We start from the raw sequence: 18,417 nt of genomic DNA, 5'->3' as shown, positions 1-18,417 counted from the left end.
CGTCCGGCCGACCGATCAGGTCGTGAGCTGCATCTGGTGGGTTTGCACCAGCTTCTGCGACCCTCCAGGGCCGGTCTGCGCGTGGTCGACCCGCACAGATGCGGTGTCACCCTCGAGCCGCAGCGACATCACGCCGTTGTCGAACCAGGGGCCCGCCTCGGCCTGCCAGGTGATCGGATGGTCCTCCAGCCCGGCCCGCTGGGCGAGGAATCGCAGGAACCGGACCATCGGCTTCCGGATCGCGAGACGGTTCACCACCCGAATGGGCAGGTCAAGGGGATTCCGGAACGGCGACATGGTCAGTTGGTAGAGCACCGTGGAGTCGGTCGAGGTGCGGGTCAGCTCGGCCTCGGCGACATAGGAACAGTGCACATCGCCGGACAACCACAAGGCACTCGCGGGCGGATTGGGACGACCGACGATCTCTTCGACCAGACCGACCATGTCTTCGAACGACTTGCCGAAGGCGGCCCAGTGCTCGAGGTCCAGAGCGAGCCGCAGCTTCTCCCCCACCTTGCCCCAGCGTTTGCCCCACGCGCCCTGCGCGACGGCTTCATTCCACTGCTCGAGGTGATGGAGCGCAGGCAACATCAGGTAGGGCAATGACGTCCCGAAGACGATGTGGCGTGCATCGGTCCCAAGTGCCTGCTCGCGCAACCACTTCCACTCGGCTTCGTCGAGCATCGCACGCCGTTCGGGGGTCAGATCACGTGAGCAGCGCGAATCGATCATGATGATCCGGGTGTTCCCGAGGTCGCGGACATAACTCCAACGCGCCGATGTCGGCTCGCTGTCGGCGCGGAGCGAGAAGTCCGACAGCAGCTTTTCGCGTTCCTCGGCCGAGGCCGCCCGCGCACGGCCAGGTAGAGCTTGTCGTTCTGCAGCTCGTCCGGCGAGAGATTGCCGAGGTGCTGGTAGATCCAGTAGGACGAGAATGCCCCGACCACCCGTCGGTGCCACCACGGCTTCTGCTCGATGTCTTTTCGCCAATCGAGCGACGAGTTCCAGTCGTCGCGTAGATCGTGATCGTCGAGGATCATGCAGCTCGGGATGGTGGCCATCAGCCCGGTGACCTGCTCGGCGCCCCACGACTCCCGATACAGCCAGGTGTACTCCTCGAAGTCGCAGATCTCTTCGAGCACTTCCTCGCCCAGTTCCGGATCCTTCTGGGTCTCGCGGCGTTCGCGCAGTCGCTCTTTGATCTCGGGGGACGGATCGTCGGCGTACACCTGGTCCCCGAGAAGCAGAAGCAACTGCGGCCACTGCTCGGCGTCTTGATCTTTCACCCGTGCGGCCAGACCGGAGAGCCCGTCGGCTCCGATCGCCTTGAGCCGGTCCTCGTCGTATGTATCGCCGCGCCGGCACGAGCCGAACGCAACTGTCAGGGCATCGTCCTCGGCCGCGGTCCGCAATGTACCGCCGGCCGCCACCGTGGGCGCGGCCTCGACCACCGGATCCGCGGACGATCGCAACGTCACCGAATAGTCGACGACAGTGCCGGAGGGCAGGTCGACCAACTGCACGATGGCGAAGTGGTGCTCGTGTACGGACCACGTGTTCTCGGCACCGCTCTGGCCGGTCGATGTCCGCACCTCCACGGTGCACTCACGATCGGTCTCCACCCAGATGGTGGCCCGCGTGTTGTCCACGTAGCGAAGGATGGGTCCGAGAACGAGGGTCGGTATTTCATTGCTCACACTCACACGGTTCCACCGATTGGTCCGATGTGCACCATTTCTGAGGTCACGCCCTCACTCCGGCGCCCATGAAGACGGTTTCGCGGGGTAAGTGTGGAGAGCGCACCACCAGAACTTGACGGAAGGAACACCGTGAACGAATCTGCCCTCCTGACCGACGCGTTCGACCGGATCAAGGAGGTTGTCCACGAGACACTCCAGGATCTTCCGGAATCCGCCCTCAGCTACCGGCCTGATCCGGAGGCCAACTCGATCGCCTGGTTGATCTGGCATCTCACCCGGGTGCAAGACGACCACGTCGCTGAGGTTGCCGGGACCGAACAGGTGTGGACCGGCGACGGGTGGGAGGCGCGGTTCGCGCTTCCCTTCGACACCGGCGCAATCGGCTACGGGCAGACATCAGATGAGGTCGGGCAGGTCGTCGCGAACGCGCAAGACCTTCTCGGATATCACGATGCAGTGCATGCGAGCACGCTGTCGTACCTGAAGACCATCGACTCCGACGATCTCGACCGGATCGTGGACGATCGCTGGGATCCGCCGGTCACGCTCGCGGTGCGTCTCATCAGCGTCATCTCGGATGACCTGCAGCACGCCGGGCAGGCCGCGTACATCGCCGGACTGTTCGACCGGGTTTCGACCACCTCCTGACGCTGTTTGGTTGTGCACAATTAAATTGTTGTCTACCATTTTGGCATGTCCGCACTTCGGCTTGATCAGCAACTCTGCTTCGCGCTGTACTCGGCGTCGCGGGCAACAACGGCCGCCTACCGGCCGATTCTGGACGAACTCGGTCTGACCTACCCCCAATACCTGGTTCTCCTGGTTCTGTGGGAGGACGAACCCATCACGGTCCGACGGCTCGGTGAACGGCTTCAGCTGGATTCGGGAACCCTTTCCCCGTTGCTCAAACGCCTTGAGTCGGCCGGCCTCTTGGTGCGTCAACGGACTCCCGCCGATGAGCGATCGGTGGAGATCACGTTGACCGACAAGGGCCGTGACCTCGAACGCCGCGCAGAGTGCATACCTGAAAATCTCTTCGCGGCAACCGATCTGACAGAGCTCGAACTGACGAACTTGCGTGACGCGGCCCAGTTGCTGACCGCCGCGTTACGACAGGCTGGCGCCGCTCAAGCCGGCGATGAGAAGAACCGACAACGAAAGGCATTGTGATGAAAGCTATTTACACCGCGGAGGCACTCGCCACCGGAGAAGGTCGCGATGGCCGCGCCCGCACTTCTGACGGCAAAGTGGACCTCGAACTCTCGATCCCCAAGGAAATGGGCGGCAACGGCGTCGGCACCAACCCCGAGCAGCTGTTCGCAGCCGGATACGCCGCATGCTTCCACTCCGCCCTGCGGTTGGTGGCCGGCCAGGAGAAAGCGGATGTGTCCGATTCGGCCGTGGGCGCACGCGTCTCCATCGGCAGCCTCGACAACGGCGGCTTCGGGCTCGCGGTCGAACTAGAGGTGACGCTGCCGAACGTCGACCACGACACCGCACAGAAACTGACCGAGAAGGCTCACGAAGTGTGCCCCTACTCCAACGCCACCCGCGGAAACATCGACGTGAACCTGGTTGTGACCGACGACTGAAGCGTGCTCAGTGCATGATCGATAACCCCCGAACGGCCGTGTCCGCGTATTACAATTCACGCGGCGCGGCCGTCGTGGTGTTCGACCCATCGGTTCTGCGCCCATCGACCGGGCTGCAGGAAGGCGACCGATGATCGAGATTCATGGCCTGTCCAACGAAACCGTTGTGCTCGACGGCGAATGGTTCGAGAAGCTTCGCGGAGGCACGTCTAAGACGCGGCTCCCGGCGGCGTCCTTCGTCTCCGCTGATGTCAAAGAAATCGATCGCCGCAAGAAGCTGTTCGGCGGCGACCGAGAACAGCTCATCCAGGTCACGTTGACGTTCGACCGCCCTCCCTTTGTCGGCTTGATGACACCGGTGGCGAATCGCGAGAAGGTCGACGCACTACTCGCCGGTCTCGCCGCCGCCCGTGACAGCACCCAGCGGCCGATGCAATGACCTCACCCCACGTTCCCCGGCCCGCAGTGGTCGACATGGCGAACCACCCTTACCTGTCTGGGGTGTTTGCCCCGCAGCGACAAGAAGTCGACGTCACCGGTCTCGCGATCACCGGTGAGCTCCCCACGGACCTGGTCGGGAGCTATCTCCGCAACGGGCCCAACCCTCGCTTCGATCCGATCGGGAGTTACAAGTACCCGCTTGACGGCGACGCGATGGTTCATCAGGTCGACTTCGACGGCATCACAGCGGGATACCGGAACCGCTTCGTCCGAACCCCGGCGGTGATCGCCGAGGAGAAGGCCGGCCATGCCCTGTGGTCGGGAATCTTCGACCCGTATTCCCCCTCTGCCGACGACCTCGGTCCGGGCGTGGCGAACACCGGGCGCGATCTTCCCGACATCAATGTCGTCAAACATGCGGGTCGATTGCTGGCCATGGCCGAGACCGCTCCACCGTATGCACTTGACCCTGCCGACCTCAGCACGATCGGCCGCGAGACATGTGATGGCGCAATACTTGTCGGGAGCACCGCGCATCCGAAGATCGATCCGTCCAATGGCGAGATGGTCCTGTTCAACTATGCGTTCGAGGCCCCCTACCTCACCTGGTCGGTGGTGTCCGCAGACGGGAAATGCACCCGTCCGCCCACAGCGATCGACGGCGTGAACGCACCAATGATGATTCACGACATGGCATTGACCGAGAAGTACGCGGTCATCTTCGTCTGTCCGCTGAAGTTCGACATCTTCGGGGCATTCGCCACCGGAGGGTCGCCACTGGAATGGCAACCCGAACTCGGCACCCGGATAGCGCTCGTCCCCCGGGACGGTTCGGCGGTGAGATGGATCGAAACTGAGGCATTCTGGGTGTGGCATTTCGCAAACGCCTACGACACCCCCACCGGAGAGGTGGTCATCGACTACGTCTGGTGGAATCAGCCGGAAGCCCTTGGCATCTCGGACGATCCATCCGTCGGCAACATCACGCGCACGGTGCTCGACCCGTCCAACGGGCGGTGCACGCACACCATCTTGAGCGACTCCGATGTCGAGTTCCCCAGGGTCGACGACCGTTTGTTGACCCGGCCACACGATGCCATCGCCACCGCCGGACACATGCCCGGTGCGCAAGACGGCGTCAACACCGTGTTCTTCGACAACCTGACGTCGGGTGGCCAGACGTTCTGGGACTCCGGATCGGTCAGCGTCGGTGAACCGATCTTCATGTCCGGCGACACCAACAACTACTGGGGGACCATCGGTACCGACATCAAAACGATGTTGTCTGCCTTCTACATCTTCCCCGAAGACAGTCCGGAGACCGGCCCGCTCTGCACCATCGACCTTCCCATCCGCGTACCCGCGGGCCTGCACGGATGCTGGGTTCCGGGCTCGCCCAGATAGGACATCGCAGGGGTACCGGCTATTTCAGTTGCCACTTCACCGTGACGGTGAAGCTGACTGTCTGCTGTCCGGGTTCCAGCGGCACTGCAGTGTCGACCATCGCCGACCGCATCTGATCGGACGCCGAAACCTCTTGGCCACTTGTGGTTTCATCGATGGTCAACACCTTGCCCAGCTCGTCTCCGGACAGGCCGGCATACTGTTGCGCGCGTTCTCGCGCGTCGTTGAACGCCTGCTCTCTCGCGTTGGTCACGAGCTCTGAGTCGTCGTCGATCACAAACGACACGTTGCTGATCCTGGTGGCATCGCCCCCGGCATTGACCGCTGCCGTCAGCACATCGGAAGCTTTTGCCAGATCATGGATCTCGACTCGAAGAGAGTTGGTGGCACGGTAGCCCGTGATCGCACTGGAGCCCCCTGGAGAGGGAGTCGAGTAGTCCGGGGTGAGAGTGACCTGCTGGGTCTGCACGTCCTCCCGCGGTACACCGGCGTCGACCACCGCGTCGGTCAGTGCCTGAATGCTCGCGTTCGCCGCGTTGATGGCACCGGACACGTCGTCGCCCGTTGCTTCCACCCCGAGATCGGCACGCAGGGTATCCGGAGCGCCCTTCACCTCGCCGTTGCCGACAACCGTCACAGACCTCTGGTTCCCGGGATCGGACGGTTCGTCGCTGCCACACCCCACAGCGACCGCGAGCACCAGAGCGGAGCTGGTCAAGGCACAGGCAATTCGCGCTATTGGACGGCCTGATCGCATACGCCGGCGGGAAGTTGGTCGAGACGAGTGGTCAGCCATGCGCTGACAGTATCGAGGATCGCCGTTCCGGCCTCGAAAGTGCCGGAATCGGCAGTGGTGGCCATCGCGATCGCAACGTCGCCGGTGGCTGTCGGCACGATCGCAAGCTGCCGTACGAGGTAACCACTGCCGACACCCGGCCCCCATCCGCCCTTGACGGCAGCGCCCTCAACCATGTGCATTCCCCACTGTTGGTTACCTGCGACTTCCCGCATCAACGTGAGGACATTCTTGCTGTCCGACTGGCAAGGCAGCTGCGACGCGAAATCGGCTGTATCGACGAGACTCCACTCGGTTTGGCCGAATGCGGTGAATCCCGAGCGCACGCGTTGCGACTCGACCACCCGTCTTGGTGTCTCCGGATTCGGCCAACACCCGTTGAACTGCCGCCGCGGCCTGCGCCGGCGTTCCGAGCATCGACCACAGTTGCTCGGCAGCCGCGTTGTCGGAGTTCACGATCGCCTCCGTGATGGCCGACAACGCCATTCGTCCACCGGCCCGCTGGGCGGCAAGGGCAAGTGGCACCTTGATCGTGGACCAGGCGACATCGGTGTCGAGGTTGCCGAACGCCTGAGCCGGCAGGTCGCCGCCCACTGGTCCGATCGCGACACCGACAGACCCCGGTTGCTGGGACAGAACCGCCGTCAGTGCCTTCGCCAAAGATGGCGATACCCCGTTCGCGACGGCTGGTGATGCGTCCGGGTTCGCGGGGGGCGACCCGGTAGCGGGAACTGATGCGCCACTCGGCGTGACGGTCACCGTGGTGACGGAGGTTCGAGGCGTCGATGATCCGGGGTTCGCGCACCCCGTGACCCACAGTGCCGCACACAGCATCACCGACACTGCGGCGACCGCGCGGAATCGGTCAGTAGAGATGGACAACGGCATTTTCTCCGCCCGTGCACGTGGTTGCAGTCGCGGTCGGCACGCAGTTCATCGTGTACGTCTGCCCGGTGATCGGGCTGGTAGCCACCACCGGCCGGGCTTCACCGGGTGATCCACCCCTGACGTACCCGGCTCGAACCTCTTCGGCGAACGCGCAACTGGTCACGGGTGACCCGATCGCCGAACCGGTGAAGACGCCGAGCGGGCCATAAATTGGCGGACACAGTGTGGAGCCCGCCGGCGGGACGCCACGACCGGCAGGCGCGGCAATCTGCGGCGCTTGTTGACTTGCCGGCGCTTGAGTTTCGGTGAACGTACTCACCGCTACGTCCGCGTCGGCACCGGACTCGTCCTGGCTGCGCACAAACCATACGAGCAACGCTGCGAGACCAATGAGGGCAAGAACAATGAGCCCCAGCAAAAGCCCGATGAATGCCTTCGACTGCGAGGCCGGTTGCATTCCGGCGCCTGGCCCCGCGCCGGCGAATCCCGGATTCGCGTAGTAGCCGGCTGATGCTGCAGGCTGGTAGCCCGGCCCCGGGGACATCGGCCCGCTCTGCATGGTCGGATTGAATGCTGCGCCGAAACCCTGGTTCGTACCGACGCCGGCGTAGCCGGCACCGCTTCCGAAGCCCGGACCAATTGGTCCATCCGCCACGGTGTAACCCTTTGTCGGATGCGATTTCGTAAGTGCTTCCCGAGCCGCGTTGGCCAACAGGCCCGCACTGCCGAATCGGTGCTCGGGTGACTTCGCAAGACCTTGCGCTATCACCTGATCGAATCCAACGGGGATCCCTGGGTTCTGCCGACTCGGCAACGGCGGAGCACTCATCACGTGGGCTTTGACTGCGGAAGTCAGTGTGTCCGCCTGATAGGGAGTTGATCCCGTCAAGCATTCGTACAAAACACAAGTCAAGGAGTACACGTCGGCCGCAGGAGTGACCAGATCGTTGTCGAAGCGTTCGGGCGCCATATAGCGATAGGACCCGATTGCCAGCCCCGCAACCGTCAATTGGGAGTCGTCGCCGGAATGCGCGATGCCGAAGTCCACAAGATAGGCAAAGTCGTTCTCATCCAGCAAAATGTTCTCGGGTTTGATGTCGCGATGGATCAGCCCATCGGCGTGCGCGGCGTCAAGTGCGCCGGCCACCTGCTCGACGATCGAAACTGCACGGGAAGGATTCATCGCGCCGCCGCTACGAAGCACGGCACGTAGGTCGGCGCCGGCGACCAATCTCATATCGATGTACAGAACCCCGTCGATCTCGCCCCAGTCGTGGATAGGGACAACATGTGGCTCCTGCAGCCGGGCAGCAGCGTGCGACTCGCGCCGAAATCTCTCCTGATACGTCGGGTCTTGAGCGAGTTCGGGATTGAGGAGCTTCACCGCGACCGTACGGTCTTTCACCGTGTCGTAGGCCCGATAGACCTCGCCCATTCCGCCCCGACCAATCATTGCGTCAAGCCGGTAGACCCCGAACTGTGTTCCTGTCCGAGTGCCCTCGGTCATTGTTCGCCTCCGATTACCAGGTGCGATCCCCCGCGACCACTGAAAACCATCATCCTAGTTCGGCGTCGTGGCCAAAAAACAGGATTGTGGTCCGAACGTGCCACATATGGCTGGGGTAGGCGCTGGTAACGGTCCGCTGCTACGAATCAGCAGTCGCTGGTTCGTCTCGGTCCGTCTCTGTCTCTGCCAACGGTCGAGCTCCGCTCCGCTCCGTCTCCGCCGACGGTCGAGCTCCGCTCCGCTCCGTCTCCGCCAATGGTCGAGATCCGCTCCGCTCCGTCTCGGTCTCTGGTCGAGGTCCGCTCCGCTCCGTTTCCGCGGGCCGCCAACTCCCCATCCCCAAGAAGATCATCACGATCTGCTTCTCGGTCCGCTCGATGAGATCGGCCTCTTCTTGGGTGTTGCGGCGATCGAGTTCGACCAATTCGGCTACCGCGTGCAGCATCACCGTCACGATCAGGTCGCCGGCGAGCTCGAGATCGTCGGCGGGCCACTCGGACAGCTCCGGGATGCGCGAGAGATCGATGGCGAGCTCGCGCGAGAACAACTTGAGCTCGGTGTCGATGGCGCGGCGGACCTCACTGATACCGCCGTATTGTTCGCGAACCAGAAACCGGAACTGTGCTTCGTTGGCGTGCGCCTGCCGGACCAGCACCGCCAGCGACTCCTTCGCCGTCGGCACCGCCGCTCGCGCTGCAAGGTCACGACGTCCTTCTCGCAACATCCTGCGCAAGGTCCGCATGGCGTCTTCGACGAGCGTGACACCGACCTCTTCCATCGACGCGAAGTGGCGATAGAACGCAGTCGGAACGATGCCCGCACGTTTGGTGACCTCACGCAGGCTGATCGAGGAGAAGCTGCGTTCTCCCACCAACTCCAGGGTCTGATCGAGCAATGCCTGTCGAGTGCGGCTCTTCTGTTCGGCACGCGTCCGCGTCGCGTCGGCAATGCGTTCGGTGGAGGCCGAGTCACGACGTGCAGCACTTCGGCTACTCGAACTGTGGTGTTTCGAACTCCGCGACACGCAGGTCAGTGTACGTCCGTGCACCGGCCGATTCGGGTACCGCGTCCGGCCCACGCTGCGAAAGACCCTGAGAAGGTGATGGCGGTTACACCGAGAACCCTTGACTTCGCAGACCCATGGGATGCGACACTGTTTGTGTACAGTTGTTCACTGAACGGAAGGAAGTGCGGATGCCGAAGTCACTCTCCGGAATTCTCGGCTCGGTGCTAGAAGTAGCCCTGACGCCCCACCCTGTGGACCGCTATCTCGAACTGTTCGACCCTCGCATCACCTGGAGTGATCTCCGGGCCGAAGTACTACGGGTCGATCGCCACTCACCGCGATCGGTAACCCTCACCCTCAGGCCGACCCGTCAGTGGACAGGCTTTGAACCCGGACAATTCGTGCAGCTCAGCACCGTGATCAACGGTGTTCGGCACAGCCGTTGCTACTCGCCGGCCAGCAGCGCGAAACGCCAGGACGTCATCGAACTGACCCTGACTGCCCACGACGACGGCTTCGTCTCCAAGCACCTGCGCGACCACGCGCAGGCGGGCCAGGTCCTCGGTCTCCAACCGGCCACCGGGACATTCACGATGCCCTCGGAACGTCCGGATTCGATGCTGTTCATCAGCGGCGGGAGCGGCATTACACCCGTGCTCTCAATGTTGAGAACACTTGTTGACGAAAAGCACCGGGGCGACGTCACGTTCGTCCACTATGCGCGCAGTCCGCAGGATCACCCCTACGCCGACGCGCTGGCTTCGATCGCCACTGCCCGCCCCGACTGGACGATCACCACACACTTCACCCGACCCGGCGACGAGCAGTCGGCAGGAGGCTCGGCGCGCACGTACTTCTGCGCCGACCACCTCTCCTATGTGGATCTCGCATCCACCGAGGTGTTCCTCTGCGGGCCTCCGGCACTGCACGAGTCCGTCACCGATCACCTCAGTGCCAATGGCGCCGAGGAACGGCTACACACCGAGCAGTTCGTATTGGTGACCCCGGCAGCCGACGACGGCGCTCCAGCGCACGGTCGTCTGCAATTCGCCGGAAGCGGCAAGGAGACCGACAACGACGGCTCGTCGATTCTCGAGCAGGCAGAGAACACCGGCCTGTCACCCGAGTTCGGCTGCCGGATGGGGATCTGCTTCTCCTGCAGTGCGGTCAAGAAGTCCGGGCTGACGAAGAACATCCTCACCGGCGAGACCGACAGCGAAACCGACAAGCACATCCAGCTCTGCATCAGCGCGCCGGTCGGCGACTGCGTCATCGACATCTGACGCTCGCCGCCAACGCCCACCCACCACCATCAGGAGTCCTCAATGACAAGCACTCAACTGGTACTCACGGACGATCAGGTCGACGAGCTCGGTCGCGAGCTCGACGCCCTCAAAGCACGGGTCGTCGCCGACCTCGGCGAAGCCGACCGCGAATACATCTACTCGATCATCAAGGCTCAGCGCACCCTCGAGGTCGCCGGCCGCGCACTCATGTACTTCCCGTTCATCCCGCCGGCCTGGCTTGCCGGAGTGGGCGCACTGAGCGTGTCGAAGATCCTCGACAACATGGAAATCGGCCACAACGTGATGCACGGTCAGTACGACTGGATGCGCGAGCAGAGCCTGAACTCGCGCGAGTTCGAGTGGGACACAGTGTGTCCCGCCGACCAGTGGCGCCACAGCCACAACTACATGCACCACACCTTCACCAACATCGTCGGCCAGGACCGCGACATCGGCTACGGCATCTTGCGCATGGACCGCGACCAGAACTGGAACCCTTACTACCTGGGCAACCTGATCTGGGCCAGCGCCCTGATGGTGCTGTTCGAGTGGGGCGTGATGCTGCACGACCTCGAGGTGGAGAACATCGTCCAGGGCAAGCGCAAGTGGACCGACATCAAGGGTCTCGCCAAGGGGATGTGGCGCAAAGCCCGCCGCCAGGTCCTCAAGGACTACGTGGTCTACCCGGCGCTCACCGGACCGTTCTTCGTCACCACGCTGGTCGGCAACGTCAGCGCCAACCTCATCCGTAACCTCTGGACCTTCTCGATCATCTTCTGCGGCCACTTCCCCTCGGGCGTACAGACTTTCACCCAGGAAGAGACCGAGAACGAGACCCGCGGCCAGTGGTACCTGAGGCAGATGCTGGGGTCGGCCAACATCACCGGCACACCCCTGTTCCACATCATGAGCGGCAACCTCTCGCACCAGATCGAGCACCACCTGTTCCCGGACATCCCGGCCAACCGGTACCCGCAGATCGCAGGCGAGGTCAAGGAACTGTGCGAACGATACGGATTGCCTTACAACACCGGCAGTTTCAGCCACCAGATCGGCTCGACCTGGCGCAAGATCGCGCGTCTGTCGCTTCCGAATTTCCTGGTGGCAGATGACGCCCAGTTCAGTGTTAAGGTCGAGTCCAAAGTCGCCGCTTAGCACCCGTCACCAGGGGCTGGGCCGCTGTCAGCGCAGACACGGAAGGGTCCCATGGTCTCGCGATTCGAGCGAAACAAAGACACAGCCCAGGAGATGATCGAGTCGACCGCCCACCGGGTGGGACGGATCGCCTCGATCATCACCGGGGCGGTCATCGATGTCACACGGGAGATCGGCGACCTGATCTCCGACGGTATCGAGATGCGGGAAGCGGCGAAGAAAGCTCGGGATGACAAACCCGACGTATAAACGCCGCAATCTCGCGATGGCGATATTGACCTTCGCGATGTTCATGGATCTGATGGACGTCACGATCGTCAATGTCGCCATTCCGTCCATCCGGGACGACCTCGGCGCGAGCCCGGCACAGATCGAGTGGCTCGTCGGCGGGTACGTCCTGGCGTTCGCGGGCGTTTTGATCACCGCCGGCCGGCTCGGTGACCGCTACGGCCGCCAACGGATCTTCCTCATCGGAATCATCGGATTCACCCTCGCGTCTGTCCTGGCCTCCACCGCCCAGACCGGCAGCATTCTGGTCGCCTCGCGTGTACTGCAGGGATTCTTCGCCGGATTGATGGTTCCCCAGGTACTCGCCAGCGTGCAGGCGTTGTACCGCCCCAAAGAGCGGGCACCGATCTTCGCCATCCTGGGAACCATCACTGCCATGGCGGCGGTGATCGGGCCGGTCCTCGGCGGCTGGCTGGTCACCAACAACCCCATCGGCGGCGAGTGGCGCTCCATCTTCTTCATCAACCTGCCGATCGGCATCGTCATCGCTGTCGCCGGGTTCTTCCTGGTCCCCAACACCAAATCCGAGGAAGTCCGCGACCTCGACATCGTCGGTGTGGTGCTGGCGGTGGGTGGCGTGCTGCTGCTCGTCTACCCGCTCGTCGAGGGCCGTCAGCTCGGTTGGCCCGCCTGGTCATTCGTTCTGATGGCGTTGTCGCCTGTGGTGCTGACCGCGTTCGTCTTTCAGCAGAAGCGGCGGACGATCACCGACGCACTGATCCCCCTGCGCCTGTTCGGCAACCGCGGGTTCGTGGGCGGATCGGCCATCCAGTTCCTTTTCCAGGGGTCCATCACCTCGTTCTTCCTGATCCTTGCTCTCTACGTCCAGGTCGGTCTCGGATTCGAGGCCATCGCGGCCGGCGCTATGACACTGCCCTTCAGCATCGGGGCGGTGTTGGCCGCCGGTGTCGCAGCCGCGCTGACCACCCGGCTCGGCCGGAACCTTCCGCTGATCGGGGGCTGATGATGAGCTCGGGAACCGCCTGGACCATCGTCACGATCCGGTCGGCCGACGAGAGCTTCTCGAGCTGGGACACCGTCATCCCGATGGGTCTGGCCGGGCTGGGCCTGACCATCATGCTGGTTCCCCTGCTCGACATCGCGCTGTCGACTGTCGACGTGGAGGACTCGGGAGCGGCGTCCGGCACCCTCAACACGTTCGCGCAGATCGGCGGCGCAGTCGGCGTCGCCGTCACCGGCGTGCTGTTCTTCGGGGAGGCGGGACGCTACTCGCAGCCAGAGTTGTTGCACGCGTTGTCGATTGCTGCCTGGGTTCCCATCTGCGGCTACGCATTGTGTGCCGCGGCGAGCTTCCTGCTGCCCGGGCTGGGTGCGGTGCGCAAGCATGCCGAAGAGCAGGAGCGTATCGCCGAGCTCGAGGAAGCCCGACTCGCCGCCGAAGCCCGATGATGGTGGGTTCGGGCGGGCGTTTGACCAGGTCACGCTCACCAGAACCCACCACTTCCGGGTTTCGGCCGGTGAGTCCGTAGCCTGTCTCTGTGCTGACTTTTCCCAATCCGGTCAACGACTACGCTGCCCGATCCACCGCCGGGCTGGTCGTGCTCCTGGCCGTCGTCGCCGTCGCGGTGAACAACCCCGTCGTCTACGCGCTGTTGGCGGTCGGGTTCGCCCTACGTGTCGCGTCCGGCCCGACTCTGTCGCCGTTCGGTCAGTTGTCCGTGAGGGTGATCGTGCCGTACCTGATCAAGAAGACAAAGCTGGTCCCCGGGCCACCCAAACGATTCGCCCAGACCATCGGGCTTGTCGTCAGCGGCGCGGCGTTGATCCTGTCGCTTCTCGGACTCGGGCTCGCCGCACAGATCGTCACCGGCATTCTCATCGTCGCAGCGCTGCTCGAATCGGCGCTCGGATTCTGCCTCGGCTGCACCGTCTTCGGCTTCCTGCAACGCCACGGCGTCATCCCCGAGAGTGTCTGCGAGGCGTGTAACAACATCTCGCTCCGGCGCCCGGCCGGTGAACAGGTCAGCTCTTAGCGAGAAGTGACAGCGCGATTCCGTCGAGGATGTCGTGTTCGGAGACGACCATCTCTCGGATCGGGCTCTGCTCGGCGATCACCCGGGCCAGTTCCAGCGTCACCAGCGACCCGCCACCGATGACGTCCACCCGGCCCTCGTGCATCGGCCCCAGAGCGGCACGCTCGGCGCGCGGCATCCCGACCAGATCCCAGCAGACACGGGCGAGGTCGTCGAAGCCCACTCGGGACAGATGAATGACCTCCGGGTTGTACTCGGACAAACCCGAAGCCAGTGCGGCAAGGGTGGTCATCGTGCCCGCGACGCCGACGAAGGTGCGCGCATCGGCCACCGATACATGCGTAAAAGCTTCTGCCAGAAGCTCTCTGATGACCTCCTGCGCCTCGTCGATCTCGGATTTCGTGGGCGGGTCGCTGTGCAGGCACCGTTCGGTCAACCGCACGCAACCGACGTTCGCCGAGTACGCGGCGTGCACTCCCTGCTCGTCGCCGACGACCACCTCGGTGGAACCGCCACCGAGGTCGACGACAACAAATGGACCCTGTGCCGGATCGAGATCGCCCACAGCCCCTGCGAACGACAATCGGGCTTCCTCGTCGCCCGTGATCACCTCGGCCACACCGCCCGGAACAACCTCGCCGAGCAGTTCCCGGGTCATCGCGAAGAAGTCGTCCCGGTTCGCCGCGTCACGCGTGGCCGAGGTGGCGACCATCCGCACAGCGCTCACGCCATGCGCCTTCATCACGTCCACGTACTCGGCCAGAGCCTGCCGCGTGCGCTCGATGGCTTCAGCGGCGAATGCGCCCGTCGCGTCGACCCCTTGGCCCAGACGGACAACACGCATCTCGCGGTAGAGGTCCACCAGACCGCCGTCGCCGCCGCACGCCACCAGAAGGCGAATGGAATTGGTGCCGCAGTCGACCGCGGCGACAACCTGGGTCATTTCGGGGTGTCCGCTGCCGGCGTCCGCGGCCAATCCTCCGGTACCGCGGTGCCTCGCAGGCCGGCGTCTGCGGCAAGGGAGACCGCCTCGTCGCCCAGAGGGTTCACTCCCGGACCCTTCGCGAGCGAGTGCGCGATGAGGACGTGCAGGCATTTGACCCGCTGTGGCATCCCCCCGCCGGTGAAGTCTGTTCCGAGCGGTTCGATGGCATCACGCTCGGCGAGATAGGACTCGTGCGCTCGCCGGTAGTGCTGGGCCAACTCCGGGTCGTCGGCGAGACGCGCGGTCATGTCACGCATCACCCCGGCCGACTCCTGGCGGCTGGCCTCAGCCGTGAGCCGCGGGTCGGTGAGGTAATAAAGCGTGGGGAACGGCGTGCCGTCGGGCAGTCGCGGCGCCGTCTTGACCACGGCGGGCCGTCCGTCGGGCGTGCGGTAGCTGATCTCCAGCACCCCGCGCGGCACCCGGCCGAGCTGCTCGGCAACCGCGTCGAGATCTTCTTGCGAGACAGCCGAACCCGCTTCTGACCCCTGCTCGGACTCCGCCATCACTTCTCGGGAACCGAGATCGAGTTGTACAGGCTTGTGTACCAAGGGTTGGCCGCCACCCTCTCGGCTTCACGTTCTTCTTCTGTCTTCTCCGGAGGAACCGGGTACTGCATCAGCAGCGGCTTCTCCCCCGGCATCACGAACTGCAAACGCTCGCGGGCTTGCGCTTCGATGTAGGCCGGATCGTTCTGCTCGGCCACCTTCTCTTCGTACTCCTGCACCTGCACCTGCAGCTGAGCGTTGCTGGCGCGGAGTTCGTCGAACTCGGTCTGCTGCGAGAAATACGTCCGCATGGGCACCGCCAAGGTCAGCGCCAGAAGACTCAGAACCGCCGCGAGTACCACTGCCCGCTTCGGGTTGATGTTCTCCCACCGCGAGGAGAGTGCCGACGCGGTACGGGGGAACGTCGTCGACGATGCCGCGGATTGCCGATTCGCGCTCCGGGAACGGGCGGGCCCAGGACTGGGCGCACCTCGTGACCCGGAGCGCGACGGCCCGTGCTTCACGTCGGCCGAGGTCCGTCTCCGGTTCCCGCGGGGCGCATCGGAGCCGCCCCGCCTCCGGTTTCGTCTCTCGGCCATCATCATCGATCCATCAACCCGTTCGGTACCGATCAGCCTTCGAAGGAGAACCGCGGGAAGGCGAGGTCACCGGCGTACCGGGCGGCGTCGCCGAGGCCTTCTTCGATGCGGAGCAGCTGGTTGTATTTCGCGACGCGCTCGCTGCGAGCGGGAGCGCCGGTTTTGATCTGGCCACAGCTGCACGCCACTGCCAAATCGGCGATGGTGGTGTCCTCGGTCTCTCCGGAACGGTGACTCATCATCGACTTGTAGCCGTTGTTGTGTGCCAGCGCGACAGCGTCGAGGGTCTCGGTCAGGGTGCCGATCTGGTTCACCTTCACCAGCAGTGCGTTCGCCGCGCCGCGGTTGATGCCGTCTTCGAGGCGCTCGGGGTTGGTGACGAAGAGGTCGTCGCCGACCAACTGGATCTTGTCGCCGATCGACTCGGTGAGGGCAACCCAGCCGTCCCAGTCATCCTCGGACAGCGGGTCCTCGATGGAGACCATCGGGAACTCGGTGATCAGTGCCGCGTAGAAATCGGCCATCTCGGCAGCAGTGTGGGTCTTGCCCTCGAAGGCGTAACCCGTTCCCTCGGTGTGAAACTCGGTGGCTGCCACGTCCAGGGCCAGAGCCACATCGGTGCCGAGCTTGAGACCCGTCTTGCCGATGGCCTCGCTGATGAGTTCCAGAGCTGCGCGGGTACCGGCCACGTCGGGGGCGAAGCCGCCCTCATCGCCCAGCCCGGTGGCAAGACCCTTGGCCTTGAGCACGGACTTGAGGGAGTGGTACACCTCGGCGCCCCAGCGCAGTGACTCCTTGAACGTCGCTGCACCGATCGGCGCGACCATGAATTCCTGGACGTCGACGCCGGTGTCGGCGTGTGCGCCGCCGTTGAGGATGTTCATCATCGGCACGGGGAGGATGTGGGCGTTCGGTCCGCCGAGGTAGCGGAACAGCGGCAGGCCGGCCGACTCGGCGGCGCCCTTGGCCACGGCAAGCGACACACCAAGCAACGCGTTGGCGCCCAGTCGCGACTTGTCCGGCGTGCCGTCCAGGTCCAACAACGCCTGGTCGACGAGACGCTGATCGTCTGCCTCGATGCCGATCACAGCGGGAGCGATCTCCCCGAGGACGGCCTCGACCGCCTTGGTGACGCCCTTGCCGCCGTAGCGGTCGCCGCCATCGCGCAGCTCGACTGCCTCGTGCTCACCGGTCGATGCGCCGGAAGGCACCGCAGCGCGGGTGAAGGTGCCGTCGTCCAGTACCACCTCCACCTCGACTGTGGGATTGCCCCGCGAGTCGAGAATCTCGCGCGCTCCGACCTGATCGATGCTGGCCACGGCATATCTCCTTCGAGTTGGGATGTCACTCCACGTTCAGCGCACGCACCATCGCGGGTGCGGCGAGTATCGCTACAAAGACTAGTGCCCAACCCCTCGCCATACCGACTTGACTCACCGACCGGGCGGCTGGGAAATCGAGACGGCGCGATCGAGACGGTGGGGAATCGGTCAGTAGGCGACGTTGACCGAGTAGGCGTTGGCGTGGTCACGCACATCCAGTACGTACTGCATCGAGTTGTTGTAGACCTTGACCGCGTTCTCCCAACCCTCGGGAGTGGTCATGTCGCCGCCGGACACGCAGAGGTAGCGCGCCGCAGACAGCGCTGCGTCGTCGATGTTGTCCATGTCGGCACGCCCATCACCGTTGGCGTCGACGCCGAAGCGTTCCCACGTGGTGGGGATGAACTGGAAAGGCCCCATGGCGCGGTCGAGCTGGTCGTCACCGTCGAGAACGCCGCCGTCGGTGTCGTTGATGGTCGCGTTGCCCTGTGTCCCGTCGAGCGGAACACCACGGATCTCCGGGGACACGTCCCCGTTCGCCGCGATGTCGGCTCCGCGGTAGCGCCCATGTTTGCTTTCGACCCCGGCGATCCCGGCGAGAGTGGTCCAGGTGATGCCGCACTCGGGGTGTTGCTGGCGCTGGATCTCCGCGGCATTGCCGTACGCCTCCAGTGCCACCAACGGGATCCGGGTCTGTTCGGAGATGGGAGTCGCCCAGTCGCGCAGCAGTTCTGCCGTGCGCCCGGGGGTGTTGATGTCGATGTAGGGAACGGGCGCACCCGGATTGGGCGGTATGCCCTCGGGGATGGCGACCTTCGATTTCGACGGCAGATCGAGGCAGCCTGCGGTCAGGAACATCGCCGAGGCGATGGCCGTGGCAGCCACTGTCCGTCCGGCGGTCGACCGCACACCGATTCGGGGTCGTCGCCGTCGCGAAGGCACCACCGTCATCCTCACTTCCGTCCT

Annotated in this window: 22 protein-coding genes and 1 pseudogene; 11 read left to right on the top strand and 12 right to left on the bottom strand. The window is 64.2% G+C overall.

Features of this window, described 5'->3' with window-relative positions:
* Positions 1 to 15 precede the first annotated feature (15 nt).
* Positions 16 to 732 carry a hypothetical protein gene (locus MVA47_RS12800; protein WP_247208228.1) on the bottom strand — a complete coding sequence of 239 codons (717 nt, stop codon included), beginning with the start codon at positions 730 to 732 and terminating at the stop codon, positions 16 to 18.
* Positions 729 to 1,697 (bottom strand): alkaline phosphatase D family protein, encoded by a 969-nt coding sequence (locus tag MVA47_RS27055; protein ID WP_247208227.1) that lies wholly within the window; start codon positions 1,695 to 1,697, stop codon positions 729 to 731. The genes MVA47_RS12800 and MVA47_RS27055 overlap by 4 nt, the downstream gene beginning before the upstream one ends.
* 132 nt (positions 1,698 to 1,829) lie before the next feature.
* Between MVA47_RS27055 and MVA47_RS12790 the strand changes: the two genes are divergently transcribed.
* The 5 genes from MVA47_RS12790 to MVA47_RS12770 all read left to right on the top strand — a co-directional run bounded on the left by MVA47_RS12790 (position 1,830) and on the right by MVA47_RS12770 (position 5,137).
* Entirely contained in the window at positions 1,830 to 2,348 is a 519-nt protein-coding gene (locus MVA47_RS12790) for a DUF664 domain-containing protein (RefSeq protein ID WP_247208226.1), read from the top strand.
* Between the two features lie 45 nt (positions 2,349 to 2,393).
* Positions 2,394 to 2,870, top strand: coding sequence for a MarR family winged helix-turn-helix transcriptional regulator (locus MVA47_RS12785; RefSeq protein ID WP_062800674.1), 477 nt, complete (start codon positions 2,394 to 2,396; stop codon positions 2,868 to 2,870).
* The gene (locus tag MVA47_RS12780) at positions 2,870 to 3,292 is read left to right on the top strand and encodes an organic hydroperoxide resistance protein (protein WP_030170834.1); all 423 of its coding nucleotides are present in this window, start codon (positions 2,870 to 2,872) and stop codon (positions 3,290 to 3,292) included. The genes MVA47_RS12785 and MVA47_RS12780 overlap by 1 nt, the downstream gene beginning before the upstream one ends.
* A gap of 130 nt (positions 3,293 to 3,422) precedes the next feature.
* Positions 3,423 to 3,731 carry a hypothetical protein gene (locus MVA47_RS12775; protein WP_247208225.1) on the top strand — a complete coding sequence of 103 codons (309 nt, stop codon included), beginning with the start codon at positions 3,423 to 3,425 and terminating at the stop codon, positions 3,729 to 3,731.
* The gene (locus MVA47_RS12770) at positions 3,728 to 5,137 is read left to right on the top strand and encodes a carotenoid oxygenase family protein (protein ID WP_247208224.1); all 1,410 of its coding nucleotides are present in this window, start codon (positions 3,728 to 3,730) and stop codon (positions 5,135 to 5,137) included. The genes MVA47_RS12775 and MVA47_RS12770 overlap by 4 nt, the downstream gene beginning before the upstream one ends.
* Positions 5,138 to 5,156: 19 nt before the next feature.
* Here MVA47_RS12770 and MVA47_RS12765 read toward each other — a convergent pair whose 3' ends face one another.
* From MVA47_RS12765 to MVA47_RS12745, 5 genes and pseudogenes are all read right to left on the bottom strand, one after another.
* The gene (locus tag MVA47_RS12765) at positions 5,157 to 5,894 is read right to left on the bottom strand and encodes an SIMPL domain-containing protein (RefSeq protein WP_247208223.1); all 738 of its coding nucleotides are present in this window, start codon (positions 5,892 to 5,894) and stop codon (positions 5,157 to 5,159) included.
* On the bottom strand, positions 5,873 to 6,109 hold the full coding sequence (locus MVA47_RS12760) for a hypothetical protein (RefSeq protein WP_247208222.1): 237 nt from the start codon (positions 6,107 to 6,109) through the stop codon (positions 5,873 to 5,875). Before MVA47_RS12760 ends, MVA47_RS12765 begins: the two co-directional genes overlap by 22 nt.
* A gap of 19 nt (positions 6,110 to 6,128) precedes the next feature.
* Positions 6,129 to 6,815, bottom strand: a complete 687-nt coding sequence (locus tag MVA47_RS12755; RefSeq protein WP_247208221.1) for a hypothetical protein — start codon at positions 6,813 to 6,815, stop codon at positions 6,129 to 6,131.
* Complete coding sequence (locus MVA47_RS12750) at positions 6,799 to 8,328, bottom strand: serine/threonine-protein kinase (protein ID WP_247208220.1); 1,530 nt, start codon at positions 8,326 to 8,328, stop codon at positions 6,799 to 6,801. Before MVA47_RS12750 ends, MVA47_RS12755 begins: the two co-directional genes overlap by 17 nt.
* A gap of 316 nt (positions 8,329 to 8,644) precedes the next feature.
* Positions 8,645 to 9,376 (bottom strand): annotated as a pseudogene (locus MVA47_RS12745) (TetR family transcriptional regulator); the annotation flags it as partial.
* 146 nt (positions 9,377 to 9,522) lie between these two features.
* Between MVA47_RS12745 and MVA47_RS12740 the strand changes: the two are divergent.
* The 6 genes from MVA47_RS12740 (at position 9,523) to MVA47_RS12715 (ending at position 14,057) form a co-directional block, all read left to right on the top strand.
* On the top strand, positions 9,523 to 10,617 hold the full coding sequence (locus tag MVA47_RS12740) for a ferredoxin reductase (protein WP_247208219.1): 1,095 nt from the start codon (positions 9,523 to 9,525) through the stop codon (positions 10,615 to 10,617).
* 42 nt (positions 10,618 to 10,659) lie between these two features.
* Entirely contained in the window at positions 10,660 to 11,775 is a 1,116-nt protein-coding gene (locus MVA47_RS12735; RefSeq protein ID WP_033335513.1) for an acyl-CoA desaturase, read from the top strand.
* A gap of 51 nt (positions 11,776 to 11,826) precedes the next feature.
* Positions 11,827 to 12,024: a hypothetical protein gene (locus MVA47_RS12730; protein WP_023962967.1), complete on the top strand. Its 198-nt coding sequence runs from the start codon at positions 11,827 to 11,829 to the stop codon at positions 12,022 to 12,024.
* Complete coding sequence (locus MVA47_RS12725; RefSeq protein WP_247208218.1) at positions 12,005 to 13,027, top strand: MFS transporter; 1,023 nt, start codon at positions 12,005 to 12,007, stop codon at positions 13,025 to 13,027. The genes MVA47_RS12730 and MVA47_RS12725 overlap by 20 nt, the downstream gene beginning before the upstream one ends.
* 2 nt (positions 13,028 to 13,029) lie before the next feature.
* On the top strand, positions 13,030 to 13,473 hold the full coding sequence (locus MVA47_RS12720; RefSeq protein WP_247208217.1) for a hypothetical protein: 444 nt from the start codon (positions 13,030 to 13,032) through the stop codon (positions 13,471 to 13,473).
* 89 nt (positions 13,474 to 13,562) lie between these two features.
* Positions 13,563 to 14,057, top strand: a complete 495-nt coding sequence (locus MVA47_RS12715; RefSeq protein ID WP_247208216.1) for a DUF4395 domain-containing protein — start codon at positions 13,563 to 13,565, stop codon at positions 14,055 to 14,057.
* Here MVA47_RS12715 and MVA47_RS12710 read toward each other — a convergent pair.
* The 5 genes from MVA47_RS12710 to MVA47_RS12690 form a co-directional block, all read right to left on the bottom strand.
* Entirely contained in the window at positions 14,047 to 15,000 is a 954-nt protein-coding gene (locus tag MVA47_RS12710) for a Ppx/GppA phosphatase family protein (protein ID WP_247208215.1), read from the bottom strand. The genes MVA47_RS12715 and MVA47_RS12710 overlap by 11 nt on opposite strands.
* Positions 14,997 to 15,548: a DUF501 domain-containing protein gene (locus MVA47_RS12705; protein ID WP_247208214.1), complete on the bottom strand. Its 552-nt coding sequence runs from the start codon at positions 15,546 to 15,548 to the stop codon at positions 14,997 to 14,999. The genes MVA47_RS12710 and MVA47_RS12705 overlap by 4 nt, the downstream gene beginning before the upstream one ends.
* Positions 15,548 to 16,054: a septum formation initiator family protein gene (locus MVA47_RS12700; RefSeq protein WP_247208213.1), complete on the bottom strand. Its 507-nt coding sequence runs from the start codon at positions 16,052 to 16,054 to the stop codon at positions 15,548 to 15,550. Before MVA47_RS12700 ends, MVA47_RS12705 begins: the two co-directional genes overlap by 1 nt.
* A gap of 107 nt (positions 16,055 to 16,161) precedes the next feature.
* Complete coding sequence (gene eno, locus MVA47_RS12695; RefSeq protein WP_030170791.1) at positions 16,162 to 17,448, bottom strand: phosphopyruvate hydratase; 1,287 nt, start codon at positions 17,446 to 17,448, stop codon at positions 16,162 to 16,164.
* A 171-nt stretch (positions 17,449 to 17,619) separates the two neighbouring features.
* Positions 17,620 to 18,309: a lytic transglycosylase domain-containing protein gene (locus MVA47_RS12690; RefSeq protein ID WP_235189686.1), complete on the bottom strand. Its 690-nt coding sequence runs from the start codon at positions 18,307 to 18,309 to the stop codon at positions 17,620 to 17,622.
* Positions 18,310 to 18,417 lie beyond the last annotated feature (108 nt).

Origin of the sequence: Williamsia sp. DF01-3, assembly GCF_023051145.1 — a bacterium.
Lineage (GTDB): Bacteria > Actinomycetota > Actinomycetes > Mycobacteriales > Mycobacteriaceae > Williamsia.
The sequence above is the reverse complement of the archived record's forward strand: the minus strand, read 5'-3'. Positions and strand labels throughout refer to the sequence as shown.